We start from the raw sequence: 25,139 nt of genomic DNA, 5'->3' as shown, positions 1-25,139 counted from the left end.
TCGTTGCACTGTATCCACCCCATTTCAATTAAAGAAATAATTACCATATTTTTCATTCTAGCTTTTATTAGCTATTGCTACAATTCTAAATTTTATAAGTTTTCAGTTTTAACAACGCAGGTTATCGAAATCATGGCTTACAAACCGTTAGAGATGCGAATTAGATCAAAAAAAATGGCTGAATAGGAGAAGCTCCTAGTTCAGCCACACTAAATAACATCGCTACCATGAGATTTCGATCATTCCCGTTATCTCCGTTAGCTGGATTGTATTCTCCACCCTCGTGCCGTTCAAATCCAAATAGGTAAGCCCATTAAGCTTCACCTCAACCCTATTTCCTTCCAACGCCTCCAATGGCGGGTAAATAGTAACAGTAGCTTGCTTCAATCCAGAAACTGCAATCTCTCGTACCGCTTGCTTCGTTCGTGTTGGCGAAGGCGCGTGCTCCCTACAGGAAACGCGTGAACGTGCCTCCTGCTTGACGAATACTCGGCACTCCTCATGGAAGGTGCGATTGAGCGAGTATAAGGCGGTCTGCTCATCGCCGCCAACAATCGTGGACTCACCGATAAGAATAGGTGAGCCATCGGGAAACCGCAGGCGAAGCTGCACAGAGGTGTCCTGTTTGCAGCCATTAAACAGATACCCGTTCTGATGACGGGTCACGAAGAATAGGGCAGATGGCGAATCGGATGCTCGTTTCTCCTGAAGAATTGTAAAGCCGAAGTCCTGTTGTAGATACCGCAGGAAAATCGCAGCATCCCCCCACTCCTCCCCCTGCCGTACAGGCAGATGAGTAATGTCTTGCCCTAGGAACGGCAGTGACCCGCGTACCCAACCTACTTTCCCGCCATGCCAATCGGGCTTCGATCGTGTTACGACAAAGGCGCGCTCTTCCACGCCTTGTTTAGCAACCGCACAAAGGCGAGTATAACCGTCCTCTCCCCGTACTTTTTCAGCTAGTCCCCCTCCAGCGATCATACCCTGATGACGCAAAGCACGAATTCCCATTGCCCCCTCACCGCGGTCCTCTTCAAACAAAGCTGACAACTCCACATCACCTTCTATGCCATCCGCTTCAGTCAGATGCAAAAGTTCCCGTAGAATCGGGTCTTTCACTGCGCCATAGAGAATGACTTTTCCGCCACCTTGCACATAAGTAGCCATCCGAAGCGCTTTGTCCCCCGACAACCACGATGTCGCCACGAGTAACACGGTATCGTTCAGCGTATTCAACGCCATATCCGTCATAGCAAAAAATTGATCCGTGCTGATCACGGTATTCACCGGAAGCCCCTGATTGATTGCATTGCGAATAAACCAGTCGTGGAAAAACACATCGCCAGACGCCTCATTTGAGTTCTCGACAGCCTCATGTAATTCACGAAATGGATACAACCAAGTGAGCAAACCAGGTTGATCAGGTGCAACATGAAGCGCCTTGCGTAAATGTGGGATTACTTCCGCAGGACAATCCGCGTTTAGCTCTCCTTTTTCCGTATCAATGGTCAAAATCTCAATAATACCTGGCGACTCTAGCTCACCCAGCTTATTGATACGCGCCACGGACAACGGCACATAAATATCGTGCGGCTCTCGATCATAGAGATCCCACCAAGGATTTTGCCAGAACCACGGATCATTCGCATAAAATCGGAACGGGTACACGTCTCCTGGGAGCTCCGCAATTCGCGTTAAATACCCAGTTATTTCCAGTCCAAAATCATAATTTAGCGCGCCCCAAGGCGAATTCGGCGGGGGAAATTCAATGTATTGCTTGTCATACAACTGCTGCATAGGGATATAATCCTTCGCCAAATCCATGCCTGTTCCAAAGTTTGTGCCGCGTATTTCTGTACGAACATCTGGGCATTCCTTTTTGAACAAATCCCAGAACGACATCACCTTCTCCGTCACCTCATGATAATCGGCGAGCGGCAGCTCTTTCCCGTTGTAATTAGCGCCTAGATACGTCCAAGGAAAATACGATACAGCAAACCCATTCGAGAACCAGATATAATCGAAGCCCAGCGCTGGCAGGAAGCTTGCACATTGTTTGCCGAGAAACTCGCCGAATGGTGTCTCATCAGGAATACCATCTGGATAACTTGCGTAAGCAACAGAGTCCCCTTTTAGCTTAGACCACGTACAAATAACCGTATAATCCGCTTTCAAGGACACGAATTTGCCGCCGATATCTGCTTTATTGATCTCATGATGCAGCTTATATTTAAAATCCGAATACGCAAACTCAGGACCCGCGTCGAACGTAGCGCCAACCTCCATGGAAACGCCGAACGTATCTGCAGCAACTCTTTTAAAAGAAGCAACAATTCGTTTCAAGTCTCCATATGTCATGCGGACAGGATCCTCGATATAAGGACGTGCGATGCGAGGATCGGACTTACCCTGCACAAAGCTGAAGCATTCCTCATTCGCGAACCCAATGTAACGCCCCCACTCGATCTCCGCCTTCTCGTCAGCGTTCCACGTTAGGATTTCACTCCCATCGGAAACCCATAATAGGACAGAGGCCGTTTCACCCATTTCAATTAATGGCAGCCATTGCCGAATCGCTTCCGTACAAACATGATCTATGGCCTCTTGCTCTAGACTTTTGAAAGGCTTCAAGCTCATTTCAAGCGTTGACCGCCGCAGTGGCTTCCCGCTCGTTCTCACGTGTTTCATTTCCGATGCCTCCTCAGACAATCTCTAATTCGATTCCCATCATGTGTGCAACTCGACGAATTTGACTGCTGACATGCCCAACGCCAAGGGCAAAATGATGCGTAGGACCGGCCGAACACCATCGCTCAACGAATTCAGCAATCGTATAGGGGAACTTGCAGCGCGTATTTGTATTACCGGTCTGCGGGATTGCTCCCTTAATTGATTCACCTTCGGTGGCAATCATTTTGAAGCGGCCATCCGCGGTTTGCGAAATCCCCAATAGCGTAACCGGACCAGCCTGAATGCTGAACTCTACGCCGATGCCTGATCCGCTCTTGCCATGAAACAGATCCAATCCACGAATAATGGGACGACTGTCGCTGATTTTAATATTGTGCGGGCCATCATGCCCGACAAGGACAATGTCATCGTCAAAGTCGCATGGATGCAGCTCTGCGAAAGATCCGCCAGCATCGAGGCGATCCATGATGAGCATGGCGGCGCACGTTTTGAGATCGGCTTCGCCTGCAAGGGGGATGCCTTTCCCAGTTAGCAGCGAATTCCCCAACACCATGTTGGACCCGATTCGCTCATACTCATTATTGTCGAGTCCGCGATAATAATAGGCTAGTCCCGTTAAGCCGAAATCCGCAACGAGGCGATCCAGCCCGACAGCTACTTTCGCTGACCAGGTAAGGTCATTTGGTTTTATCGGACGTGTGATTGGATCGATGAATGGATCGGACAGCGTAAACACGCTATGTATTTCCTCGAGTTTATTGGCGATTTCACCTTCAGTAGCGGCATTCACGCGCTTAGCCAGATCACACATTTCGAGCATCTGAACGTGACTGCCGAAGGATGCTGTAAACGCTGTTGGATCGGAGTTCATATCATACATACCCTCATAGGTATGCCCTAGATAACCGATTTTGGCATATTTAAACGCTCTGCTCGCATTCGCTGCCTGACACCATGCTCTTAATTCCCGAACAGCTCGTTCATCATCGTAAAGTTTACCCACGATCATGCCAGCAGCAGGTTTACCCGCGCGAACGAGTACACCGCCAATTTCCGGCAAGGAGCATATATTGTCGTTAGCAAGCTGCATATACGTCGTCGTATTGCGATAGTCGAGCCTGCTGCGCGGTTGAAGCGCTACCAATACAGTTGGCACTGCTAAATTGAGAATCGGTGTCGCTGCAGTTGCTGAAGTCACATACGTACTCAAGAAGCTGAAGAGGAAATCGACGCCTTGCCGCTTCAAATAATCTGTAGCTGCAAATGCCTTATCTACGTTATCGACGAATCCAGCCGAAATCACGTCCACATCATTGCTGCGCAGCATCGTCTCGAATTCACGTCCATACCCTTCCAATTCTTCCCTCAATCCCGGGAATTGCGCCCAATATGGCTCATGACCTACCGTCATAACGCCGACACGCGCTTTTTTTCGCATAAATGGATCACTCATTTTCTTTACCACCCTTCGTTTAATGACAGACCTTAATGATCTGCTGCATGCCCAAAGCGCTCATGAATGAATAACATAACCCTGCGATGGTGCTCCTCCCCCGTCTCATGACCTGAAAAAGGATAATCGTAGATGCGTTTCGGGCAAGACAGCTGGTTATAAGCTGCATAAACGGTGTCCGGCATACAAATCATATCCTTCCATCCAACAGACATCAGGACAGGAGCCTGAATACGGTGAGCCAGATTTACAATATCAAAATAGGATAGCGTCTCCAGCACCCCTTCAAGCTTTTCAGGGTGACGTTTAACAAAATTGGCAATTTCCGATAAGGAACCGGTGGAGTTCAAGACGCCGTATTCCAAGTGGCACATATTCGGGATACTAGCGACCACAGCGCTTACCTTCGGGCTGAGCGCACCAGCAAGCAAGGCCATCCCGCCTCCTTGACTCGTGCCGACCGCAGCGATCCGACTCGTATCAATTTCAGGTTGCAGATAGGCAACTTCAACCGCTCTGACAACATCCGTGGCTAACCCCATGTAATAACTATTTTCTTTGTCCAATACGTTCCTCGACACCCAGCCGTGAGATGCGCCCCACTGATCTTGCATATGGTTGCCTGTTTCCCCAGTTTGACCTCTAGCATCAATCGCTAGCACAGCATAACCAAGCAGGAGCCAAGGGGCGTGGCGCTCTGGTAAGCCTTTATCGCCGCCATAACCGGGGAAGATAATAACACAAGGCAATTTCTCCGAGACAAGCCTGCTCAATTCAGGTACGAGAAACCAAGCATGAATCGGCGTCCCATCATGACCGAGATACGTAAGTTTATCGACCTTTACTCCCGGAAATAACGTGGCTTGCTGCTCTCTTCGAATGTCGAGTGGAAGCTTTCCGATCTGTTCCAACTTATCGTCCCAGAACGCATCGATCGTTGCCGCATCCAATGTCGGTAGAGCTCGGTAGCTCTCTAACTCCTTTTTTCGCTTCGCGATGATCGCCATTTATCTACTGATCCTCCATCTATTGCGACTTATAGGTGATCAGCATTTGATCAACCATCATTTTAAAAATCGTCAAATCCTGCTTGTAGTCTTCCGGTGTCGTCTTTAGATTCTTATCTTGCGTGATGGCCTCATGGAACAGCTCCAATTCAATTGTATACGGATCTTTAAAAGTCGGACGATGAACCCGCTCCTCGTAAGCTTCTCCTACCGTTTCGCCTACATGTAAGGTCGTCGGCAAATGCCGGATATAAGGCGTATTGTACTGAACTTTTAACTGTTTCGTAGCTCCAAACACCTCGATATGCGCATCGAAGCGTCGATTCTGATCAAGGCCAGTTTCATAGGTGGCGTAGAAACCATTGTATTCGAACGTTGCTGCCATACACGAACCGTTTTGCCATTGCACAGCTGAAACGACGCGATTCGGAACGCCGATAAGCTCCCGCATAGCCGAAATATCATGAGAACCTAAGCCAAGCAGCAATGAATAGGCATTATAAATCTCTTGCGGAACCTCACCAACTGCTTGCTTCAACAAACGTTGTTGAATCGTCCTGCGTTCTACCGCTGCTTCCGCAGGGATGTCTGTAAAACGATGGACTTTGTTTGTTTGATTCGTGAAAAAATGGTTCATACCAATAATGCCGCGAATGACTGCATATTGAATCTGTCCCATCTCTCTGACATCGCTGACTGCCTGCGTAAATGCAGGGGCATACCGGCGCATATAGCCAACCATCACTTTCACACCATGTTCATCCCGCGCTTGAATGATGGCGTCTGCCTCTTGCTGGGTCATGGTCATCGGTTTTTCTATAAATACATGCTTCTTTTGATGAATTGCCGCAATCGCACAGGCCGTATGATACTCATTGCTATTCAGGATAAAAACAACATCAAGATCGCGCTGTTTAACGAGCTCCAACGCATCCGTATACTGGTGGTGGACACCATACCGAGTCCCTGCCCACTGCACTAAGCTAGGGGATATATCACATACCGCAGCTATTTCATAGCATTCGCTTAGTGATTCTAGAATGGGCAAATGAATAATTTGAGCAACCTCACCTAACCCGATGACACCCACTTTTAGTTTCCTCATGTCTGCAATCTACCTCCAGCAATTGATATCTGAACAGTACGATAATCGCGAATCAATGTATATTTCAATTTACGTCGTTTACTGCAAATCCATGTGAAATTCGGTATTTACGAACACTGCAAATTGAGCCAAAATCTTTAAAATCATGCGTGACATTCCCTTATTTCACTAACATCGTTAATGCTCGTGCATAGAGCTCGTGCCCATACGCATTGGGATGATTGATATGATTAATCAGCAAGCTGCCATGGCTTTTACCTGCTGCAAGCTCGGCCATCCATACTCGCTGCACATCAGCTAAGCAGACGCTTCGCTCCTTCGCTATGCGACGAATCGCTTCGCTATACGCGGTGACATTAGGGCTTGCATATCGCCAAGCTGGATTCGGCACACATGGCGTAAGCAGCACAATGTCGGCCACTTGATGTGCTTGCACAAGGTCGATCATTCGTGCGATATTTTGCTCAAATTGATCGATTGTAACCGCGTTGCACCCGTCATTATGAAGGTTCTGATCATTCATGCCATAGCCAATGGAGATCAGATCAAACGACTCTTGTCTAACGAAGTTTGACAATCGTGCTAAGCCGCTTGTGCTCGTTTCCCCGCCAATTGCTCTCATAGATACTTTAATACGTGCTAGTGGATACCGTTGGCTTAACCCATTAATGAATTGCGCATAGAATGGCTGACTCGCGTCTTCCGTCTCGGCTCCCATAGAAATGCTGTCGCCTAACACACAATAGACGATTTGCTCTCCGAGCTCTAGTTTATGAAGAAGTTTTTTGCTGAATGATTGTGGGGTTCGATCATACGTATCTCTGATCTCCACATCTGTTTCAGCAGCCATCGTGTAATCCGCATACACGGTAAAGGGGGCATTGGATATCCCCCCGTAATCCCGGTGATCGAAGCTCATCTTTCCAAATAGCACATGCTGGCGCCAATTAGGAATCGTGCTCACCTCGGTCCTGACTAACACACCTTGCTTGTAGTCCACGATGAAATCGATACCTTCCTTAAACCAACGATTATCGGAATGTGCTGGGTTATAATGACTCCGCACTCGTACGCCGCTCAGCTGCTGTGGTTGATAGCGAAGCGGTTGTGGCTCCATGCCCACGAAAAGTAAAGCTTCACCTTTTTGATTCCTAGTAGACAATCGATTAATCCCCCTTGAAACAGGACAGACCACCCCATATGCGGCGTGGTCTAGCCTTTCAGTTATCTCGGCCACCTCTGAGGAGATGGCAGTAATGCAGGAAATGCCGAATGAGGCTCAAGTTGATACCAATAAGCCACGGACGAAATATCATCCGATCGTTCAAAAAGCCGCTTGCTATCATGACCGATCACTTGGATCGTCACCTTGAGATCGCTATGGAACCGAATCGGATCTGGCAAATGCCACCGATACAATCCGTGCATGGGGACCTTGCTCCCATATTCACGATCTATTTTGGCGGAATCCTTGTAGTATTTGTATCCGAGAAAAGGCGTCGAGTATGACTCAGGTTCAGACTCACCAGCAAAACACCAAGCACCTCCAACGTAATCCTCGGTGCCAGTTCCACAAATGGTCGGCCAATCGGTGTCCCCATCTAGAAAGAACTTAATCTCGCCTTCTCCCCACCAATTCCGCTCCAGCGCAGCCCAAGCCAAATAGGTGCCAATGTACTGGCCAGCTCCTTCCACTCCATCCAGAATCGTAAAGTCCTGCCCGAGTTCCGTTTGGCGCATTCTTCGCCATTGTGCATGGAAATACGCTGCATTCGCAGGGAGCTCATCGACCAGTGAGTAGTTAAATGTGTAGAAGAATCCATGGATGTCTTCGGTATGCTGATTTTCGATCGTGATCTTAGCCGATTTGTGGAAAGGCATCGCAAAATAGCAATTCATACCGCCGGTAGGATTCACAGAGATCGGCAATGAGTTGATATTCGTACGAATCCCAAAGCCATTACAGAAGAAATCACCCAGCGGTGTTTCCACGGAAGGTATTTCTTCCTCATCCCAATACATACGGAGCACCAAGTCACGCAGCACATAGCTGCCTTCCTGCGCGCGATGGTGCAGTTTATCTGTGACAGTTATCCAGAAATGCTGGAGAATACCAGGCCCTTGGATGTTGGCTATTGTGACCGTTTCACCTGCCTTAACTGCCATACAAGGACGTCCTTTTCGACCGATGCCGAGATGATTCGGTGCTTGCCCGCCTTGCCCTTTCTCACCGTTCGGATTCTCAGGCGAGATAGAGCGACTACGAGCTGTCGTGACTAGTGGAGCGGATGAATATTCAAACCCAATACCGGAACGCAAATTCATAGTGTACACCTCTGTAATCATGTCGTTTACATAAAAGCTGTGCCTTTCTTCACTTCGTCGATGATCCGAACAACTTCAAGCGCTTCCTCCATCCGAATTTGAAAAGGTTGATTTCGTCGATAAGAAGCAAATAACTCATCCCAAATATTGAAGGTTTGCGTCAGCTTTACTGGGATTCGCTTTTCAATCCAAACCAACTGTTCCCCGGATTCATAAGTACCCGTCTTGCCGAATGCTTCACCTGGTGTTCCAGGATTAGCTTCCAATTTAGCAAGCGGCACATCAGGATCCAAATAGCGAAGATGAATGTCGTTGTCGGTCAGCGAAAGGGCTCCTTTCGTTCCATACACCATATAAGTAGGTGAGTTGATCGCGATGCCTCCGCTTATTTCCAAATCAACAATACGGCCGTTTTCTCCAGTCAAAATAATTTTCAAGTGATCTTCCGCATCTCCCGCGGCCACGACATGCTTCAGATCGCTCCACACCTGCTTCACAGGACTTTCCAGTAGTTGGAGCCCATGATCAATGATGTGCGGCCCCCAATTTAATAGCTGCCCGCCGCCAAATGCTTTAATCGTCTGCCAGTCCGCACGGCGCTGAAAGTTATGCCGCGTGAGACGAATCTGATAGACGTCGCCTAGAATGCCGCTTGCGATAATTTCACTCACATGCAGGAAATCAGGATCAAACCGACGGTTATGACGGATGAAAATACGTCTGCCGCCTGCTTCCGCAGCCTTGCAAAGCTCGAGCGCTTCCTCATAGGTTTGTGCAAACGGTTTTTCGATCTGAATATCCTTGCCAGCAGCTAACGCGAGCATCCCGTGGGCGTAATGGTCACTGGAGCGAGTCGCGATATCTACTAACTCGATTTCCGGATCTTGCACCATATCTTCAATCGTCTCATAGGTGCGGATCCCGTTTTCTTCCGCAATTTGCCGGCGTAAGGCAATCGGATCCGTGGCAGCCGTCACGATAAATTGCTCGGGTTTATGTCTCAATTCCCCGTAATGGGCGTTCCATCCGGCCCGCCCAAGTCCTGCCAAACCAATACGAATCGGCTTAATGCCTGTTTGTACAGTAGATTGCTCTTCTTGTTTCATCTCTTGCCCTCCTGATACGGCTGGTCATAGATACGGCCGATGCGCGCTTCATATTGAAACCCACACCGGCCGTTGTTATGCTCTTCTTCACCTACTTTTTGTTGATGGTTTTCCATTCATCCAACTGTTTCTGCATTTCCACCACTACTTTGTCATAACCGGCATCGACATACTTTTTCTTCGCTTGCGCAATGAAAGCATCGAAATCATTCATCGAACCTGTGATGAGTACGGGATTTACCTCTTTGGCAACTGCGCTCACTTGCGCAATTTCCGCTTTAACCGGATCTGGGTTAAACGTGAATCCAACAATTTTGGAAGCCGTTGCGTTCGTGTTGTTATCTTGCATAACCTTCAGAGCGGCTGTGGAGTTCCAGTTGGAATCCCATTGGTCCCACAGTGGTCCAAGCCAGTTGTGCCAGATTGCCCAAGTTTGCTCAGCGCCGGATTTAGCAATAACGGATACTTGTGGTGTTCCTGCACCAGACTTCACAGTGTAGTTTTTACCTTCGACCCCATAAGCCAATGTGTTGGACAAGGTCGGATTCTTCCAAATTTCATTGAGCAGCATAATGGCACGATCTGGATGCTCAGACGTTTTACTAATAACCGCCATGGCACTCGTAATAGCACTTGTTGTAATCAAGGTTTGACCGTACTTGGTTTCAAGTGTCGGGTAGCCGAACAATGCTGTCGATTTGGAGCCATCTGCTGTATAACCGCCTGAATCCTCTAGAACGGCATATTTACCTGATTTGGCTTCAGCAATGAAATCTGTTTTGATCGCAGCATCTTTCGCTACATAGCCTTTTTTATAGAAATCGTTCATCGTTCTATAAACGTCTACGTTGTCTTCCGCTTCGAGTGGATTGACCAGTTTACCTGATCGCTCGTCATAGAAGACGTTACCTCCTAGATTGGAGTAGTGATACAAATTCGTTCCGATTGCTGCCACATTTCCTGTGACCAGCAATGGCGTCATGCTCGGCTCATTCTTTTTAATAATCTCTAAGTAAGGCTCAATACTTTTCAAATTTGTAATTTTGGTCGTGTCAAATTTGTATTTCTCTGCAATATCCTTTTTGAATACCCAACTATGTGCATCCGAATAAGGCGTTTGGCCTGGGATGGCATAAATTTTCCCGTCAAAGGTTACTGCTGACCATGCACGTGGATCAACCTTTTTCTTAATGTCAGGTCCGTATTTATTTAAAAGATCATCCAATGGCAGTATTGAACCCATCTTCACATTGTTCATAAATTTATTCGATCCCGAGGTTGAGAAAGCGATATCATATTTAGTGCCAGTTGAGTTCATTAAACTCATCTTTTGTTCCCAACTCGCATTGTCAATGAAATTAAAATGCAAGCTGGCGTTAATGCTTTCTTTCAACATTTTATTCGCTACTGCTTCAACCGCCTCTTGGTCTGTTTCGCTATTGATCGGGCTCCGCATATACCAAGTAAGGTTAACAAATTCCTTCGTAGGTTCCGCTGCTTTCGCTGTTGGCTGAGCGGATGTAGCAGGCGCCGTTGTACTGTTAGGACTAGGAGTGGAAGTGGAGCTGCTGCAAGCGCTTAACATTACAGGTATCGTCAAAATAAGAGGTAAGGTCGTTCCTAACACTTTGAATTTTTTCGATTTTAGTTGACTCATTTTTAAGTCCCTCCCGTATCTTCGTCCATACTATTATCATGCTATATTAAACAGTTACTGCGCAAGAGCTTATCCACAGTAACTGGGATACTACCCTTTCACCGAACCAACGGTTAAACCGCGGACGAAGAATCTTTGGAAAAAGGGAAATACCACAAGCATTGGTCCTGCTGCAAGCACACACATCGCCATTCGAGCGCTGAGCGACGGGACTTCCATGCCAGGCTTTACGAGTCCATATTGGATGGCTTCCGCACTGTTTAAGAATTCCATATTCTTCAAAACACGGATCAGCAAATATTGAAGCTTCAACATATCCTTGCTGTCGACATACAGCAGGGTCAGCCACCAGTCGTTCCAATATTGTAGAACGAAGAACAGTCCTACGGTTGCAAGTGCAGGTAACGATAATGGCAACACGAGTTGAATGAAAATTCGCGTCTCACCTGCTCCATCCATTTTCGCTGACTCGAAGAGCGCAGTCGGTAGCGCTTGCAAGAAACCTTTCATGAGCAGAACAAACCAGCCACTGATTAAATAAGGCACAATCAGAGCCAAAATATTGTTCTGCAAGCCTAACCATTTGGAAATCAGGATATAGGATGGAACGAGCCCTCCCTTAAAAAGCATCGTGAAGAAAATCAGAAAAGCCAGAATCCCTCGGTACGCATAGTCATGCCGTGAGATGGCAAACGCATAGGAAGTCGTCACCCACAGACCGACAATTGTTCCAATCAAGGTAGTTACAATAGTAACGGCATAAGAATTTAACAATTGCTTGGGCTCGACCAGAATCACCCGATAGGCGTCCAGATTAATTTCTATGGGAATGATGGTGTAGCCGTTCTGAACAATACCGCTCTCCGACTGAAACGAAGTCGCCACAATAACGAGAAAGGGATAAAGACAAGCTACACAGACCGCGATAAAAATGGCATGAATCCATATTTGTGTGACGGTATTCGTATTACGTAATGCCATAGGTTTGCTCATAGTTCATACTCCTTAGAATAGCGCATTTTCCGAATTGACTCGGCGAACGATGAAGTTCGTCATTAGAACCAATACGAAGCCGACAATGGATTGGAAGAAACCCGCAGCCGATGACATGCCAATATCCCCCATATCAATCAATGATCTGTAGACGAATGTATCGATAACGTCCGTAGTCGGATAGAGTAACGTCGAATTTAACGTGACATTGTAGAACAACCCGAAATCACTGTAGAACATACTTCCGATATGTAGAATCGTTAACATAATGATCATCGGTTTGAGCATCGGTATTGAAATGGAGATCACCTGACGCAACCGGCTCGCCCCATCGATCTTGGCTGCTTCAAAATATTCAGCATCAATACCCATCAGCGCTGCGTAGTAAATGACTGATCCGTAACCTAACCCCTTCCATACAGCAGCAGCAACAATGAGGACTGGCCAGTACTTGGGTTCGTTGTACCACATAATCGGATCCTTGCCCAAGGCCGTCAGAACTTGATTGAAAACGCCATAATCCATATCGAGCAACGCTTTAAATGCAAACCCCGCTACAACCCAGGAAATAAAGTAGGGAATAAACATAATCGTCTGATACACTTTGACAAATTTACGGTTTAGTTCAAACAGCAACAGCGCAAAGCCAACAGCGAAAATTGTTCCTAACACTATAAATACCAAATTGTACAGAATCGTATTTCTTAACACACGAAATAGAACGTTTCCATTAAACAAGAAATCAAAGTTTCGAAATCCCACCCAAGGGCTATTCCAAATCCCTAGATCGAATTGATACTGCTTAAACGGCAACAGTAGTCCATACAATGGCACATAATCTAAAATAATAATGAGTATAAGCCCTGGCAAAGCCAGTAAGGATAACCCGCTATTTTTTCTAAAAATCTTGATTGCTCTTTCCATTCGCTTTCACCTCCTACTTGGTTGCCATGTCGTGATTCACATCCAAATCGTAGTTAAAAATGAGGAGAATGTATATTGCAACATAGGAAAAACTCTTCAAAATCATGCACAAACAACTGAAATTGCAGACTGTGATTGAAGTAATAGTGTTGGTTTTTGAACAACAAACCTGATTTACTAGGCTTCCTGGGGATATGCGCTTGTGGGCACTTTAATCGTGCGCGAATAAGTAACCAGTAGATTATTTTAGTAAATTATGGTATATTTACTCCCATTACAAAACTTACATACGGTTGTGAAGCACACGCCGCTTTTCCAAGTTCAGCTCATGCTGGCTCGGGAGGCGGCTTATTTATTTCCAGGGGGCATCTTTTATGAAAATACCGTTTATCAGCTTATATGATACCTATGTAGAAAAACATCTTAAGTTACGCACTGGTGAACGACACCGTCGACTCCTAGATGGTCTTGGGCACGCAGAGAAACTATTTCTTGAGAAAGTTTGGTTTCCTGCATTTGGCCATTTTGAGTTTCTTCATCCTGAGTATGAAGTAAAGGATTTCCGCGATGGCACACGTTTCCTCGATTTCGCATTCTTACGGCAATCCCTCAAACTCGCCATTGAAATTGATGGCTTTACAACACATGTACAATTAAGCCGTTCTCAATTTGCTGACCAGCTAATCCGCCAGAACCACCTCATCCTAGACGGTTGGAAAATACTACGGTTTACCTATGACGATATCAAAGTTCGCCCACGTATGTGCATACAAATGCTCCAACAATTCATGGGCCGATTTCTTGGTATTGTTGATGCAGCACCTATTCCGATGAATGCTCTTGAGAAAGAAATCGTTCGATTAGCTCTTTCTAATGATTCACCGATCAAACCATTACAAGTTAGTAATCTGCTCGAAATCAGTATCCGGAAGTCATGTCTCTTGCTCAAAAGCATGTGCAAAAAGTCCCTTCTCCAGCCTGCAGGAAAAGGAACGTCTTGTGTACGAAGTTACAAATTACATGATTATGCGTTAGCTATTTGGGAAGCTAATAATCATGTGATTTGAAGTCACGAGTTGCAATTTACTTTCGAGCGTGCAATTTTCGGCGGCTCAGAGTGAGCTTGAGGATGATGCGCTTCTGAGACTGCTATTTTTGACCGCTCACGTTGGCGTTTCGTCTCTTTGACTAATTTGTTTTACTGAGCGTGCATTTTTCGACGGCTCGGAGTGAACTTGAGGATGATGTGCTTCTGAGACTGCTATTTTCGACCGCTCACGTTGGCGTTTCGTCTCTTTGACTAATTTGGTTAGCTGAGCGTGCATTTTTCGGCGGCTCAGAGTGAACGTGAGGATGATGCGCTTCTTAGACTGCTATTTTCGACCGCTCACGTTGGGGTTTCGTCTCTTTGGCTAATTTGTTTTGCTGAGCGTGCATTTTTCGACGGCTCAAAGTGAACTTGAGGATGATGCGCTTCTGAGACTGCTATTTTGAACCGCTCACGTTGGCGTTTCGTCTCATAAGGAGTTGAATAGGGGATAGTTGCGGGGAGCGAGTTGGGTTGAAGTGCCAAGCCTTTTCGCTCGCCGCATTCATACAGGGCACGGCCCTAGGGGAAATTATGCACAAAAAAGACAGAGCGCGAGCCCTGCCTTTTTTAAATGCAAATTTACTTTTGCCAACGTCAATCCCCTTGATAAAGCTTAACTGTCTTCTTCTGCAGCGCGTATTCCCTTGGCGTAACATGGAACCTCTTTTTAAATAAGCTGAAGAAGTAACTTTCATTCACAAACCCAACCTGCTCCACGATTTCACGAACGCTAATTTGTTGATCGACCAGCAGTTCAGCAGCCTTCTCCATCCTCCATTTATTAATGTAGTCCGGAATGGAAATATCCATCGATTCTCTGAAGATTTTGCTAAGCTGTCTTGAGGATATTTTCATCGTTGCAGCTATGGAAGGCAAGTTGAGCGAGAGATCGCGATAATTCAGATGGATATATTCTTTTACCGCATCGACAATGTAATAATTGTGTTCATTATGCTTGTCAGTACTGTCGTTCACCATCGCATCCTGGAGTGCAGCCTGCAGCAGATCACGGATTTCGATGATCGTTTCCTTCTCGAGCAGACTACGACTTATCGCTGAGATCGACGAAGACAGATTGGAGGATGCTGCAAACTTCGTTTCCGAAAGCGCATCCTTGATGGCGTCCACGAATCGAATGACCGATACTAAGGCATTATTATAGTTCAAAGCCCCAATCTCATTGAAAATTTGTTGCAAATGTTCACTTGTTAGCAAGGCATTCCCTGCCTTCAATGCTTGCAGGAATGTCTCTTCCAAGTTCCGATCATAGCTCATTTGCTTATTCTCACTATTCCGTTTGATGATCTCAGACGTGAAAATAGTTGAATGACCAAGAATAAAGCGGTACATCGCCTGATTCAGAGATTGATTATACAAGTTAGCCAATTCGTTCAACGCATGGACTGGGTCGCTCACCAAGCAAGACAGAGTGATTTTAAAATAGCGAAAGACATTGTCCTGAACTTCCTGCATCAGAGCATGAATGTTGTTTGTATATGATGACTCATCCTCCGGAATACGAACGATTAACACGACTTGGTCATCCAACATATCTAATCCCTCGTTTGGATATTCCCTTCCTACGACTTCAGAGGCGATGTTACTGATAGCATATCGGATCGTTTCTTGATCTTTCGCCTGTATGTTTTGTTTAAAATCCTTGTATTTATCAATTTTCATAATGATCAATGCATACGGTCCTTGAAGCGGCAGCGAAATACGCATTTCTGCAAAAATGGGCTTAAGCTCAGAACTGCTTAGTGTCAAACCTTCACTTACAATACGATTGAGCCAATAGTTCTTCATCACATTTTGATAACGGAATTTCTCTTGATTAAAATGTTCAAGCTTTACCATCGATTGTTTATAAACTGTTCCTAAATAATTAATTTCATCGAGCGTGTCGACATCTTCCAATTGGGAATGACGCACTCTGTCCGACATAATCGTATGAACCAATTTATCAAATGGCTTGTAAATTCGATGAGAAATGCTGAATGACAGGACCAAAGCAAGAACAATAAAGATTAGTGTGATGAGTACGATGGTTGTTTTCAACCGCTCAATGGATTGAAAAACCTGATTAACAGGCTGCGTCTTGATCAGCGTTAAGCCTGTTTCCTTCTCAATTACATACGTGACATATAGCTTTGAACCCTCATACTTGCTTTGGAAAAATCCATTCTTTTGGGCATCCGCATGCGATGCTGCATAATTTTTATATTCATTTTTCAACCACATTTTGTAATCGACTTGCTCCGTATTGCTTTCTAGGAACTCGCCAGCATCATCCAGCACGTACACCCGATCGCCTTTTTTAGGATCAATGGAATTGATCTTTACGATATTGTTGATAAGCCACTCTGGTTTGACATTGACGACAACGACCCCATCTGGTTTCGTGTTCGAAATCGATGAACTATAGATAAAATAAGAGAATACCCGCTCGGGCACCGTTTTCCCGTTCACCAAATTTTGGATATTACGTATGACGGGTTTCAATACAGGCAGCAACTGATTCGCATTATAAAAGCCATCCACAAATGGATCCTTGAAAAAAATGGAGCTTCCCACATTATAAAATTGATCGAGATTTCGATTATAGATACTTACCGAATGGATATACGGATTCGCTGTCACCAAGGAAGTTACAATCGTATTTAATCGGGTGGCGACGTCCGCCATATTTTCGGTTTTTGCATACATAATCGAAGCCACATCACCATTTACAAATAGGAATTTGCTAAGGTTCTGGATCGATTCATCCATCACGTCCATATTGTATTCGATCTGATACAAAATTTTCTGGTTAGACGTAGACTCATTCCGAAGCAACAGCTTCTGCGTACTTATATATTCAACCAGAGAAAGAACAAGGACTAGCAGCAGCACAGCCGCGCTAATCCATAATACCATTCTTGCAAAATACGTTTTGGTTCCAAACCATTTTCGCTTCATCAAAATGGCCTTAACCTCCTCGTGTATCCAATAGGTTGATCTAGCTTTGAATGGTTGAGCTACACATCAATACCGAGCCTTTTCAAACTCTCTAAACTGATTGTCATACTATCAAATGGGTTCCGATCCCAGCAGAAATCCTGCTCAACCGCGCCCCACTCCACACCGATTTCTCGGCATGCCGCTAAAATCCCGGAAAAATTCATATTCCCCTCACCGACTTCAGCAACACGCTGCTCACGGGCATGGGTCACTAACATATCTTTCAAATGAACAACTTTCATTCGGCCATTAAATTTACGAATCCATTCGATCGGATCTGCTCCGCCGGCCTGTGCCCAATAAACATCCAACTCAAAGTGGAAGGCTTGAGGATCCGAATTGTTCATTAAGATGTCCATGCAAGTCTGACCCTCAAATTTAGCGAATTCAAAATCATGATTATGATAAATAAACGTCAATCCCGCTTCTTGCAGCTTTTTCCCAATCTCTGAGGCTTCTCTCGCGAACCCAGCGTAGCCTTCTCCGCTACCTTTATATTCGTCCGGCAATCCTCCGATTCCTACATACTTACAGTCCCAAATGTGATGTTTTTCAATAACGCTATCGATACGATTGACTAAGTCTGCGTAGCTGATATGGGTAGCACATATTTGAAGACCTTCGGCATCGGTCATTTCCTTCAATTCCTTGTTTCCGATCGGTCCCATTCCCGAAACCTGCACGGCGTTGTACCCGATTTTCTTCACCTTTTTGAGCGTAGTAGCAATATCCGTTGGTGTCTTAAGATAATCACGAAGGGTATATAATTGTGCTGCAACTTTCATTTCTTTCACCGCTCTCTAATTATTTTCTTATAAAATGAGTCATTCTTCTATCCAAATTATCGGTTGATCGGTCAATCCAAAAGGGACAATCGCGTAGTCATCACGCCATAAATTCGCTTGGCCGTTCAGCCTGCATTTGTACCAATCAACTTCACCGGTTCCTGGATATGTCCAGCTAGTCTGGCCTGTGAAGCTTTCGGGACTGACCTTCGTCAGTTCGCCCCCAACATGGTGATGAGGGCCAAGCATATTACGGAGCGAGTTAGCTATCGTGAGCTGCAGGTGATTTTCGCCTGCGAGCAAAGCTTCCGTTACTTCAAACCTCCACGGACGGCTGGCGATGGTTCCCAGCGGTTGCCCGTTCAATTGGCCTGTAAGCGTTATCACTTCGATGCCTGGAAAAGATACAAAATATCGCTTGTTGTCCATTTTCATTGGTAAGGAGAAGCTGCATGAGAGTGTATATTCACCTGCGTAAAAAGGATATCCTTCAACAGCTAAGTCGCCTTCAACCGATTCTCGTTCAGCCGTCATTACAAAAGCAGAAAGTCTGTGGGCGCCATCCGTGGCGTTAGAACTTACGGCCTTCATTCCAAAATCGCCAGCGATATAAATGCTCTCGATTTCCGTTCCATATCTTGATACCGCCTGACTACTATCCAAAATAGGAGCTATGTAGGTGAGATGTAGCGTGATGCGATTAGTGCCTATTTGCAGGCCGTCTGTAATGTCTATGTTACGAAAGGACGCATCTCGATAGGCTTCGCTTCCTGAAACGTCAATTGTTACACCGTTCACACTGATGTTCTCATACATTTCTGGCTGCTCGATAACAAGAAAGGCTTGAGAAGGTAGGATCTCAGTTTCAAAAAGATACACCAAATTTAGCGAACCGTTATATCCGTTTGCGGTAAAACGTTCATGAATACCGATAATGGGTTCAGCCTCGCTATAGGTTACTCCCCCATCAGTCGAGTAGCTAGAAAAATCGAGCGTCAGCAAATTCGGATCATGACGTGTTCCTTTCCATGGCCCTTCCAATGTCATGACAGGCTTTAGCGTCCCTGGGAGATCATAATCGCCTAAAATTATGGCCTCTTGCGAAGCATCACCAGTCGTCACAATGAAGGAATGCGCGGGCTCTATTTTAAAATGAAACATCCCGTCTTGGTCTGGTTTGAGATCGTAGGCGTGACCCGTTTCAGGATCCCAGAGTACGGTACTTTCCACTGCTTCCTGCAACTTGAACGCACATGCCAGTTCCTGTGATCGGGATAAGTTAGTAAAGTAGATGAGACTACCACCCTGTAGATTTCTATGTTGTGTCCAAATGGATGAGACCTCTTGGCCAAACAATTGAATCGCTGGTGCAGACGCTTGTGCTAGGGCTGATTCCAGCTGGTCTTCTTGTATTGGAATGGCGTAACCTCTCAGGTTAGCAAGGGCAGCATTGTCCTCCTCCCCTTCCACATAGATGGGAAATCCGCCAATAGCAAGAACTTTTCCGCCGTTCTGTGCGAAGGATTCAAGCAATGTTAGCGTTGAAGGTCTTATTGTGCTCATGTAAGGCAGCAAGACTACCTTGTATCGCATGTGGCCAACCTGCAGCATATCCCCTTCAATCTTGCCAATGTCTTGAAGTATTTGTTCATCGCCGAGATCATAATCCCGATGCATCCCCATCAGCTTCTCCAGAAGCATAATGAATTGAGTGTCGCGTTCATTAATGCTAGTTGTTTTCACGGCATTAATGGAAACAACATCCGCTCCTGTTAATTCCATGATACAGCTTTCCAGCGGGTGTAGGACCAACAGCTCCGGCGCAAACACCCCTTGTGCTGTTGAGTAGCAGATCCGCGCCATGTAATCTTCGACCAGCTTGTTGTTTTTCCAATAGGGTTGCTGCGGTGATAGCGTCGGCGGATAATCTCGCTTTCTGCAGCCCCTCATGCTATATAAAGCGAGATGCGGGCAAAAGTGATTGATGCCAAGCACAGCGTGCCAACCGGCAATCCATTTCCGATTTTCAAAACTCATATTTTGACCGCTGATACCAAATAATTCAGAAAGTCTGCGTTCCATACCATACTGGTTGGATACGCTTGTTAAGCTTTTGACTGCAATTAGCCCGCCATCAATTCGTAAGCCCAAGTGATCAATGCCAGGCTGCTGCATATGACGATACTGGATCATCATATTTCCCACATTTAATAGAATGGAACCAAACGAGTTCTCCCCATTAAAGTGACCTGTCCATATTAATCCCGTCTCAGCACAATAGTCGCCAATTTGGCGGCTGAAGCTGCTTTCCAACAGCGCAGCAAGACTCCGGTAATAATCCAGTCTAACCTTTCTATAATCACCGGTGGTTTCAAAAAGGGCTTGAACACGATCCAAAATGTCATAACCATGCTGCCGTTGAAAAAAATCTCTCAACCAAGACGAGTAGCTAATCGTCCCTTGATGGTGGAAATCAACTTGTCTAGGACTGATTTGGGGTTCATCTGTAAAAATCCCTTTTGCCGTATGACCAAGAAAGGACTTGTATTTCTCTACATAGGGCGCATAAGAACAATCGATAAATGACTTCACCATCTTCGGATTCATCAAATCCACCCAACAGGTGCCGTTGTACCACGCATTGCCTAGTGCATCTTTACAGCTTACATAAATGAAGTGATCATCTTCTTGCAACCACTCACAGCTAGGCGGAAGATCTGTGCCTTTTTCCAGCCTAATCAGTGATCTTGCATGGTAATCTGAACTTAAATTAGGCACAATCCCGCCTGCGAAACCAGAGGGCCATTTCTCTTCGTCATAAAACCATGCCTCAATCCCCAGCTCCTCACACTGTTCACAAGCCGCTTGGATCGCAGCCCACCATTCTTCTCCTAAATATTCCGTCATTAGCCCTGTTCGACTGTGGAGGTATGCGCCCCCAAACCCACCTTCAGCAAACTGCTGCAATTGTTTTTTTATTTCAGCGGGTTCCAATCGATCGTTTAGGGACCAGAACGGAATTGAGCGAAATTGTACGGGAGGATCCTTAAACGATTCAAAATGAATGCTCATCGAGTCTGGCATTGCAATACCTCCTGGGTAAAACCTAGCTTGCTCGGTGAAGGTGAGCCTTCAACCCACCTCTATAGTCATTCTAGGAGTCGCAATTCACAAAGTAAATTGCAATATGGGTAATTCTCTTGGATTTCTGTCATGTGGACAGAAAAAAACCTGAGGTCAATCCTCAGGCTCAATTTATTCGTAAAATGAAGAGCATAGTTTAAGAACGAAGCTTGATGACAAGCGGATGCGTCCCATCCAGCGTATGCCCGCCAGTAAGATGAATCTCATTCCCTACGATGCTGTACGCCAAGTTTTCGCCATTCCATTGGATTTGCTCTATTGCACTGAGTTGCTCCACGGGAAGTTTAACTATCTTTAAGTCGAGTTGGCCACCTAAAATTTGAAGGACTATTTGCTCCGGATGCTGCTCAAAGGTCCCCCATCCTGCATCGAGCGACCAGAAGGTACGGAATATCCCCTCTTCTGATTGCACAGGGTTGAATCCGATCATCCCTTCCACCATATTGTATTCAAATCCGCTGAAAGCCTGCAGCAAGGAGTAGCTCGCCATCGATCTGGCGTAGTTGCTGCCGCACTCTATTTCGTTCCATGGGTTGCGCTTTTCCCCATCGTAACGATCACGAATCGCCTGCACGATGGATAATCCTTCTTCGACGAAGCCTTCTTGAATCATATGCGAAGCTGCCTGATATTCAAATCCGGTCATCGTTTCGGTGTTGTAAGTCAATGGAATCGCTGGCTTGCTCGTGCCTTCGGGCCATGTGCAGATGACAAGGCCCCCCTCGTCATTTAGCGAGTACAATCTCCAAGTATTGGCCTCGTGTCTCATGCTGGCTTTAAAATTATACAGATATAGCGATTTTAACGCAGTGCGGGTTTGCCCTTTATCGAAAATTTCACCAAGCCCGCATAAATTAGCATGCCACTGCGCAATGACCTGATCGATGACACAGCCTTCAGCGACTTGATATTTGATTTCTCTCAATTCATCGTTCCAATATTGACGAACCGTTTCTTCATCAAATTGATCGAGCAACGATTTATCCGATAAATCGACTTGCTGTACGTAATACTTACCATTAAAAAGATGCTCATCTACCCATCGTTTGCCGTTTTGAAACAATGAGCTGAACTCATCTGCTGTCGCTAGATCCCCTAGGCATGCAGCCATATCAGCACCCGCCTTGAGAGCAGCTAAATAAAATCCGCTTAACCAGGAATTGGGACCATAAAGCTCCATATCCAACGTGTGATGCTGTCTGCCAACAAGAACTCCCTGCTTGCCAGGGTCCCACTTGTCTTCGTTGCTGTCTGCCCAAGCGTACGTAATAGATTGCTTAATGGCAGGCCATACCGATCGCAGCCAATCCGTGTCACCTGAAATTTTCCAATCCCGATAGGCTTTAATGACGCCGCCAAATTGTCCGTCAGCGCAGGCGCGGAAATCCATTCTTTCGCGTCCTAGCGGCAGCATCAAGCGGAAGGACATTCTACCGTCCTCGCGATTGTTGTACTTGAAATCCAGATTTCGCATGCTGCGTTCCAGCGCTGGGAACAAAAATGGCAGCGCATAGGCATAGTTCCACACATGCGTACAAGAACCTTCGCAACAGCCAGTATCTTCGATGCAGCCCTCAAATCCGTAAAATGAACCATCGGTCAGACGCAAGCTCGTCGCCGATTTGATGACCGATAAGTTCGCAGAAACTGCGTCTTTGACAACGTCAGGCACCGTGGAAGAAAACAACGCTTCTTTAAAAGTAAGCGTATCTCCGAGTAAACGCTCCCAGTGCTCGAAAGCATACATTGCGCTTGCCCGAGAGTCTTCGAATTGGGTTGCATAGTAATTTCGCCAGACGTTAGGGCCCTCCGGATTCGGATTCCAATAATTGTTCACATTCGGGAAGTGCCAGCTGATGGTGAATCTGATCTTTTTCTTCTCGCCAGGCAGCAGCTCCATATGCGCAGCTAGCGATGCCGTATCTTTTCTCCGAAAAGGAGGCTCATCCTCGCGATACTGCCTGTTGCGCAAGTGTCCAGGCTGCGTAAAGTCATGCCAAAACATCTCCAGATTATCGCACCATCCGCCCCTGTACCAAAACTCTTGGTAGCTGCTGACTGCCGCATCTGTGGCGATCGTTATATCTCCAAAGTTGGGATCCTCGCGGTCAAACTGATGCGATCCTAACTGGATCGCATGGACGCCTCCATTTTCACTGTACTGGTGAACAACTTTATCTGTTGGAATCGGGTTGCCGGCAGACAGACATAGTGTGTAAGTAATCGGCGCATCCGCCGTATTTTCCAGTTCCCACTCAAAAAAGGCTGCAGGCATACTTGAATCATCCGCTTGAAGGGGAATGAACGGGTTAAAGGCTAGTAATTCCATACGTCCTGGAAAATTCGTATCCTGAAATGACATTTCAGCCAGTGGAAATTCCCCTCTGAACTCTACTTCTTCAAAATGCGGCATACCTGCCATCGTCTGACTCTCTGGACCGAAGCCATACCCGCTATGTAGAGGCGCACCACGAAGGTGTTCACCGATGTAAGAACCTTGCAAATCCCCATTCAACACCCGTGCATCCAACACTTTTCCATCTCGTTCTGCCTTTACAGCAAAGTGGCTAAAACCGTTGAAGCTCTTCTTATTTGGACGATTGAAAATTTCCCAATCTACCAATCGGCCGTTGCCTGCAAGACCGATACTTCCACTTCCTATCCCACCTAACGGAAAACTAATTTCCCGCGTTTTAACGCCTTTATATACATTATTCATGGATGATTCCTCCTCATGTAACATGCTATACTTTAGTCATCAACTCCCTTTATCATATCGGAAACGTAGTCTAAATTCTTTGTGGATTAACCGCTTTTTTTATGTAAAAAACAACTGCGATGAGTATCTGGATGAGGTGTCTTACTTTATGATTTTAGAGAATTATGCGATTGCTCCTTTTATTCGTATCGCAGGTTATGCCATCCGACCTCCGTTTGTATTAGGAGAACGCAACTTGCTGGATTACATCCTCTTTTATGTGCAAGAGGGTCAGTTTGAGATTCTGCTGAACGGTGACATCCATATAATGAAGGAAGGCGATCTTTGCCTGTTTCAGCCTGGGGACGTGCATACGATTAAGGGAATGACCAATACGATTAATCCTTATATTCACCTTGATTTTTTCTATAATTCATTAAGGGAGAGCAGCTTTGTCACTTTGCCTGGACAGCTGGACATGACACCCTATGCCTCTTATATGCAACCTAGGATGCGCAATTCTGAGGATCTCCGAATCCCTTTTAAACTGGAAACGACTCATTCGAATAAACTACGTGATCTGTTGCTGAAGATGATCGAGTGCTGGCAGCTGCAAACGTATTTGAGCGTGATGGAAGCGAATCAGCTTGCGCACGAATTTCTAACGGCTCTATTCAAAATCTACATGAAGCCCCAACCTGAATCGGTATCTCATCAGCCATTCTTAAATTGGATCACATCTTACTTTGCGTTCCACATTTCCGAACCGATCAACGTCATTGATATGGCAAAAAGAGCCGGGCTTTCGCCATCTCGATTCAATGTTCTATTCAAACAGCATTTTGGCACGACACCGTACCAATATTTATTGCATTTACGCATCCAACATGCACAGGAGCTATTGAAGGAGGGTTTATCTATTCAGAAAGTGAGCGAATACTGCGGATTTCCAGATGTTCATCACTTTTCCAAAACGTTTAAATCGATAACGGGTATTAGTCCTGGTCAGTATAGGAGAAACCTGTGAGATACGGAACGTGGTTCCTCTATTCCTCATAATCACCTCTAAAATCGCATTTCTCAGGAAAATAGCGTCCTCTCGTTCCATTTCAGGCTGATTTTGTTCGTTTCAGCCGAAATAAGGGAACCACGTTCCGCAAC

Annotated in this window: 16 protein-coding genes; 2 read left to right on the top strand and 14 right to left on the bottom strand. The window is 45.9% G+C overall.

Annotated features, from left to right (window positions below):
• Nucleotides 1–222: 222 nt before the first annotated feature.
• From AC58UX_RS02660 to AC58UX_RS02615, 10 genes are all read right to left on the bottom strand, one after another.
• Complete coding sequence (locus tag AC58UX_RS02660) at nucleotides 223–2,688, bottom strand: hypothetical protein (protein WP_497249455.1); 2,466 nt, start codon at nucleotides 2,686–2,688, stop codon at nucleotides 223–225.
• Nucleotides 2,689–2,701: 13 nt separating this feature from the next.
• On the bottom strand, nucleotides 2,702–4,144 hold the full coding sequence (locus tag AC58UX_RS02655; protein WP_497249453.1) for an L-arabinose isomerase family protein: 1,443 nt from the start codon (nucleotides 4,142–4,144) through the stop codon (nucleotides 2,702–2,704).
• Nucleotides 4,145–4,176: 32 nt separating this feature from the next.
• A complete protein-coding gene (locus AC58UX_RS02650; protein WP_497249451.1) occupies nucleotides 4,177–5,151 on the bottom strand; it encodes an acetylxylan esterase in 975 nt (324 codons plus the stop codon).
• Nucleotides 5,152–5,170: 19 nt separating this feature from the next.
• Complete coding sequence (locus tag AC58UX_RS02645; RefSeq protein ID WP_497249449.1) at nucleotides 5,171–6,256, bottom strand: Gfo/Idh/MocA family protein; 1,086 nt, start codon at nucleotides 6,254–6,256, stop codon at nucleotides 5,171–5,173.
• Between the two features lie 160 nt (nucleotides 6,257–6,416).
• Nucleotides 6,417–7,418, bottom strand: coding sequence for an SGNH/GDSL hydrolase family protein (locus AC58UX_RS02640; protein WP_497249447.1), 1,002 nt, complete (start codon nucleotides 7,416–7,418; stop codon nucleotides 6,417–6,419).
• Between the two features lie 62 nt (nucleotides 7,419–7,480).
• Nucleotides 7,481–8,602, bottom strand: a complete 1,122-nt coding sequence (locus AC58UX_RS02635) for a glycoside hydrolase family 172 protein (RefSeq protein ID WP_497249445.1) — start codon at nucleotides 8,600–8,602, stop codon at nucleotides 7,481–7,483.
• 5 nt (nucleotides 8,603–8,607) lie between these two features.
• On the bottom strand, nucleotides 8,608–9,687 hold the full coding sequence (locus AC58UX_RS02630; protein ID WP_497249443.1) for a Gfo/Idh/MocA family protein: 1,080 nt from the start codon (nucleotides 9,685–9,687) through the stop codon (nucleotides 8,608–8,610).
• 91 nt (nucleotides 9,688–9,778) lie between these two features.
• Nucleotides 9,779–11,344: a DUF3502 domain-containing protein gene (locus tag AC58UX_RS02625; RefSeq protein WP_497249441.1), complete on the bottom strand. Its 1,566-nt coding sequence runs from the start codon at nucleotides 11,342–11,344 to the stop codon at nucleotides 9,779–9,781.
• A gap of 90 nt (nucleotides 11,345–11,434) precedes the next feature.
• Nucleotides 11,435–12,337: a carbohydrate ABC transporter permease gene (locus tag AC58UX_RS02620; RefSeq protein WP_497249439.1), complete on the bottom strand. Its 903-nt coding sequence runs from the start codon at nucleotides 12,335–12,337 to the stop codon at nucleotides 11,435–11,437.
• A gap of 12 nt (nucleotides 12,338–12,349) precedes the next feature.
• Nucleotides 12,350–13,261: an ABC transporter permease gene (locus AC58UX_RS02615; protein WP_497249437.1), complete on the bottom strand. Its 912-nt coding sequence runs from the start codon at nucleotides 13,259–13,261 to the stop codon at nucleotides 12,350–12,352.
• A gap of 374 nt (nucleotides 13,262–13,635) precedes the next feature.
• Here AC58UX_RS02615 and AC58UX_RS02610 point away from each other — a divergent pair, with 374 nt between their 5' ends.
• The gene (locus tag AC58UX_RS02610; protein ID WP_497249435.1) at nucleotides 13,636–14,328 is read left to right on the top strand and encodes a putative endonuclease domain-containing protein; all 693 of its coding nucleotides are present in this window, start codon (nucleotides 13,636–13,638) and stop codon (nucleotides 14,326–14,328) included.
• 617 nt (nucleotides 14,329–14,945) lie between these two features.
• On the opposite strand, the gene AC58UX_RS02605 is transcribed toward AC58UX_RS02610, so the two are convergent.
• The 4 genes from AC58UX_RS02605 to AC58UX_RS02590 form a co-directional block, all read right to left on the bottom strand.
• Nucleotides 14,946–17,309, bottom strand: a complete 2,364-nt coding sequence (locus AC58UX_RS02605) for an AraC family transcriptional regulator (protein ID WP_497250032.1) — start codon at nucleotides 17,307–17,309, stop codon at nucleotides 14,946–14,948.
• 59 nt (nucleotides 17,310–17,368) lie between these two features.
• A complete protein-coding gene (locus AC58UX_RS02600; RefSeq protein WP_497249433.1) occupies nucleotides 17,369–18,136 on the bottom strand; it encodes a sugar phosphate isomerase/epimerase family protein in 768 nt (255 codons plus the stop codon).
• A 39-nt stretch (nucleotides 18,137–18,175) separates the two neighbouring features.
• Nucleotides 18,176–21,220, bottom strand: a complete 3,045-nt coding sequence (locus tag AC58UX_RS02595) for a hypothetical protein (protein ID WP_497249431.1) — start codon at nucleotides 21,218–21,220, stop codon at nucleotides 18,176–18,178.
• A gap of 196 nt (nucleotides 21,221–21,416) precedes the next feature.
• A complete protein-coding gene (locus tag AC58UX_RS02590; RefSeq protein ID WP_497249429.1) occupies nucleotides 21,417–23,999 on the bottom strand; it encodes a GH116 family glycosyl-hydrolase in 2,583 nt (860 codons plus the stop codon).
• A gap of 148 nt (nucleotides 24,000–24,147) precedes the next feature.
• Between AC58UX_RS02590 and AC58UX_RS02585 the strand changes: the two genes are divergently transcribed.
• Nucleotides 24,148–25,005 carry a helix-turn-helix domain-containing protein gene (locus AC58UX_RS02585; protein ID WP_497249427.1) on the top strand — a complete coding sequence of 286 codons (858 nt, stop codon included), beginning with the start codon at nucleotides 24,148–24,150 and terminating at the stop codon, nucleotides 25,003–25,005.
• Nucleotides 25,006–25,139: the final 134 nt, after the last annotated feature.

The sequence above is a fragment of the Paenibacillus sp. J22P90 genome (genome assembly GCF_059692195.1).
The sequence above is the reverse complement of the archived record's forward strand: the minus strand, read 5'-3'. Positions and strand labels throughout refer to the sequence as shown.